The 4297-nt window shown below is 65.5% G+C and carries 4 protein-coding genes; 2 read left to right on the forward strand and 2 right to left on the reverse strand.

The genetic code is table 11. From position 1 onward, the window contains the following. Positions 1 to 201: 201 nt before the first annotated feature. Positions 202 to 576, reverse strand: a complete 375-nt coding sequence (locus B2W70_RS14880; RefSeq protein ID WP_286746835.1) for a YbaN family protein — start codon at positions 574 to 576, stop codon at positions 202 to 204. A gap of 5 nt (positions 577 to 581) precedes the next feature. After that, on the reverse strand, positions 582 to 2450 hold the full coding sequence (locus tag B2W70_RS14885) for a glutamine--tRNA ligase/YqeY domain fusion protein (protein WP_286746837.1): 1869 nt from the start codon (positions 2448 to 2450) through the stop codon (positions 582 to 584). Between the two features lie 125 nt (positions 2451 to 2575). On the opposite strand from B2W70_RS14885, the gene ppk2 reads away from it, so the two are divergent. Both ppk2 and B2W70_RS14895 read left to right on the forward strand, forming a co-directional pair. Next, entirely contained in the window at positions 2576 to 3415 is an 840-nt protein-coding gene (gene ppk2 / locus B2W70_RS14890; RefSeq protein WP_286746839.1) for a polyphosphate kinase 2, read from the forward strand. 141 nt (positions 3416 to 3556) lie between these two features. Continuing rightward, positions 3557 to 4297: hypothetical protein (locus tag B2W70_RS14895; protein ID WP_286746841.1), on the forward strand; the 741-nt coding region annotated here is incomplete at its 3' end.

Consider the following 4297-nt stretch of genomic DNA (forward strand, 5'->3'; position numbering starts at 1 on the left):
CGCCTCGCCGAGCTGCCATCGGTCAAGGAGATCGTGCCGCACCGCACCTTCGAGGCCTCGGCCATCGAAGGCACGCAGGTGGCGACCAAGCTGGCGCTGGTGCGCAGGCGCGATCAACTCAAGAAGATGGACGAGTTGCTCTCGCGCTTGCAATCGGCCGGCGAGCTGCGCTGAAGCGCTGACCGCTCGGGCTTGCTGCGCTCAGCGGCGGGTGGGGATGCGCCAGACCACCCACGCGCCCAGCAGGCCCGCTGCGATCACCACGCCCGACAACCAGGGGCGTGGCCAGAGGTGCCAGGCCGACAGGCTCACCATGATCGACATCATGGTGGTGGCCAGCCACTTCACCTTCAGGGGCAGCGTGTGATGGGTTTCCCAGTCGCGCACCATGGGCCCCAGCCAACGGTGGGCCAGCAGCCAGGCGTGCAGGCGCGGTGAAGACTTCGCGAAGCAGCCAGCCGCCAGCAGCACGAACGGTGTGGTCGGCAGGCCAGGCAGGATGGCGCCGGCCACTGCCAGCACCAGCGAGATCACCCCCGCGACAACCAGCAGGCTGCGTTGGAGGCGTCCCGCCACCTGCATCACTTCCAGGTGTCCTTCAACCCGGTGACCTTGTTGAACACGGGCTTGCCCGGCGCGTGGTCGTGGCGATCGGCCACGAAGTAGCCAAAGCGCTCGAACTGGAACTTCTGATCCGCCGCCGCAGCAGCCAGCGAAGGCTCGACGTAGCCCTGGAGCACCTTGAAGCTGTCGGGGTTCAGGCTGGCCTTGAAGTCCTTGCCACCGGCATCGGGGTGCGGGTCGGTGAACAGGCGGTCGTAGATGCGCACCTCGGCCGCGACGCCATCGGCCACGCCCACCCAGGTGATGGCGGCCTTGACCTTGACGCTGTCGGCACCGGGCGTGCCGCTCTTGGTGTCGGGCACGACGGTGGCCAGCACCTCGGTGACACGGCCATCGGCGTCCTTGGTACAGCCCGTGCACTCGATGACGTAGCCCCCCTTGAGGCGAACCTTGTTGCCAGGGAAGAGGCGCTTGTAGCCCTTGGGCGGCACCTCTTCGAAGTCTTCGCGCTCGATCCAGATCTCTTTCCCGATCTTGAACACTCGCGGAGCTGGCACAAACGGGCGAGGATGAGGCATTACAGCTTCCTTCATAGCAGATGAGCCGTATTGCATGACGAAGTCGTGAGCTGCGTGCGAAGGCAGAGCAGGAAGCGTGCAATCTTCCGTGTAACTGGCACTGCCAAACACCTCGTCCCAGTTGGTGAGCACCAACTTGACCGGGTCAAGCACGGCCATGCCGCGGTGGGCCTTGTTCTCCAGGTCGTCGCGCAGGGCGATGTCCAGCGTGCTGTAGTCGATCCAGCTGTCGGACTTGCTCACGCCGATGCGCTCGCAAAACAACTGGATGGCCTCGGGCGTGTAGCCGCGGCGACGCAGGCCGGCGATGGTCGGCATGCGAGGGTCGTCCCAGCCTGTGACCACGCCCTCATCCACCAATTGCTTCAGCTTGCGCTTGGATGTGATGACGTAGGTCAGGTTCAGGCGCGCGAACTCGTGTTGCTTCGGGTTCGGGTGCTTGAGCAGGCCCAGCTTGGCCAGGTTGTCGACCAGCCAGTCGTAGAAGGGGCGCTGGTCTTCGAACTCCAGCGTGCAGATGCTGTGGGTGATCTGCTCGAGCGCGTCTTCGATCGGGTGGGCGAAGGTGTACATCGGGTAGATGCACCACTTGTCGCCGGTGTTGTGGTGGGTCGCACGGCGGATGCGGTAGATGGCCGGGTCCCGCATGTTGATGTTGGGGCTGGCCATGTCGATCTTGGCGCGCAGCACCATCGAACCATCTGCGTGCTTGCCGTCGCGCATTTCGCGGAAACGCGCCAGGTTCTCATCCGGTGTGCGGGCGCGGAAGGGGCTGTCCTTGCCGGGCGTGGCGAAGTCACCGCGGTTGGCGCGCATCTCGTCCGGCGTCTGCTCGTCCACATAGGCCAGGCCGGCGGTGATCAGCGCCTCGGCCGCGCGGTACATGAAGTCGAAGTAGTTGCTGGCGTAGTAGAGGTGGCTCTCAGGCCGGCCGTTGAAGTTCGACTCCCAGCCAAAACCCAGCCACTTGACGGCGTCCAGGATGGCGTCGACGTACTCCTGCTCTTCCTTCTCGGGGTTGGTGTCGTCAAAGCGCATGTGGCAGACGCCACCGTAGTCGCGAGCCAGGCCGAAGTTCAGGCAGATGCTCTTGGCGTGGCCGACGTGCAGGTAGCCGTTCGGCTCGGGCGGAAAGCGCAGGCGGACCTTGGCGGGGTCGCTCTGGCCGGCGTCCTGGTGGGCGGCGTCACCGGGCGAGCCGGCCCAGCGGCGGCTGGCGTAGGTGCCCTGCTCCAGGTCGCGGTCGATGATGCCGCGCAGGAAGTTGGTGGGCTTGTGGGGAACGTTCGGATCGGTGGCGTCGGTCATGCCCCGATTCTATCGAGGCAAGGCGCCGTGCTCTCCACAGGCGGCACAAGGAACACGGCGCCGCACGGCCGAGCAAGCGCTTCGTCGGTTATGGTTTGATCCAGACACCGAACCGGAGGGCTCAAATGGGCAACAAATCGGACCGAGCAAAAGGCGAGAAAACGGGCGGCAACAAGCTCAGTCGCAAGGCCTACGAAGCCGCCCTGGAACCCATGCAGCTGGAGCTGGCCCAGATGTCGCGCTGGCTGGCGCACCACCACAAGCGCCTGCTGGTGATCTTCGAGGGACGGGACACGGCGGGCAAGAGCGGCGTCATCCGCGCCATCTCCGAAGTGCTCGACCCGCGTCGCTGCCAGGTGGTGGCGCTGGGCAAGCCCTCGGAGCAGGAGCGCAGCCAGTGGTACTTCCAGCGCTACGTGCCCCACCTGCCCTCAGCCGGCAACGTGGTGCTGTTCGACCGCAGCTGGTACAACCGCGCCGGCGTCGAGAAGGTGATGGGCTTTTGCACCGACGAAGAGCACCGCCGCTTCCTGCGCGAAGTGCCTTTGTTCGAGCGCATGCTGACCGACGACGGCATCCTGGTATTCAAGTACTGGCTGTGCGTGAACCAGGCCGAGCAGGAGCAGCGTTTCGCCGAGCGCCTGGCCGACCCGCTCAAGCGCTGGAAGCTCTCGCCCGTGGACGTGGTCGCGCGCACCAAATACGCCGAGTACGGCAAGGCGCGCAACGCGATGCTCAAGGCCTCGCACACGGAACATGCGCCCTGGACGCTGGTGGACTTCAACGACCAGCGCCTGGGCCGCCTGACGCTCCTGCGCCACCTGCTGGACCACCTGCCCGACCAGAAGGTGCCCGAGCAGACCATCGACATGCCGCCGCTCGAGGGCCGGCCGGGCAAGGAAAGCTACCCCGCAGGACACGCGCCACTGCCGCCTTTCACCTTGCCAGTTCAAACAAACGATTGAATCGTCCACACTGGGAAAAACACATCGTTTCAAACACCCCCCATTCAAGCGTCAGGCATCGATTCGGCGCGTAAACCCTGTGCGGTAGAGCGGTCGTGGCCCGGGAAGATCCGTCCCACGCCACACCAACCGCCAGCCGCCATGCTCACCACCCGCTACCAGAAGGTCCAGACGCTCACGGTCACCGACGTGCTGCGCATGCACGCGCTGTTCGAGGCTCACTACGCCAGCAGCCCGCTGGCCACTTTCCTGGACGACCTGTCTCGCAAGGAGGGGGTCTTCGTGGTGCGCCGCCGCAGCGACGCCGAAATCGTCGGTTTCTCGACGCTGGGTGTCTACCACTTCGAGCTGGGCGGGCGCACCGCCAAGGGCCTCTTCAGTGGCGACACCATCATCGAAAGCGCCCACCGGGGCTCGCGCACGCTGCAGCAGGCCTTCGCCTGGAAGCTGTTTGTCGAGGCCATCAAGTCGCCTCTGACACCCCAGTACTGGCTGCTCATCAGCAAAGGCTACAAAACCTACCTGCTGATGGCGCGCAACTTCCCTGACTTCCACCCGCGTCGCGGCCAGGCCAACCCCGGCATGTCGGAGATGGTGGCCAGCTACTGCGACGCCATGTTCCCCGGCAAGCTCGACCACGGCACGATGCTGCTGAACTTTGGGGACGACGCCAACCGCCTCAAGCCGGATGTGGCCGACATCACCGCCGAGATGCGCACCGACCCGGACATCCGCCACTTCGAGCAGCTCAACCCGACCTGGGCCCAGGGCACCGAATTGCCATGCATCGCCCGTTGTGACCTGAGTGCGTTCTGCGAAGCGATCGTGCCGTTCCTGAGGAAGGTCTGGCGCGACCGGGGGCGCACGCGGGCTGCCTCGGCC

Origin of the sequence: Aquabacterium sp. UBA2148 (genome assembly GCF_002328915.1) — a bacterium.
Lineage (GTDB): Bacteria > Pseudomonadota > Gammaproteobacteria > Burkholderiales > Burkholderiaceae_C > Aquabacterium > Aquabacterium parvum.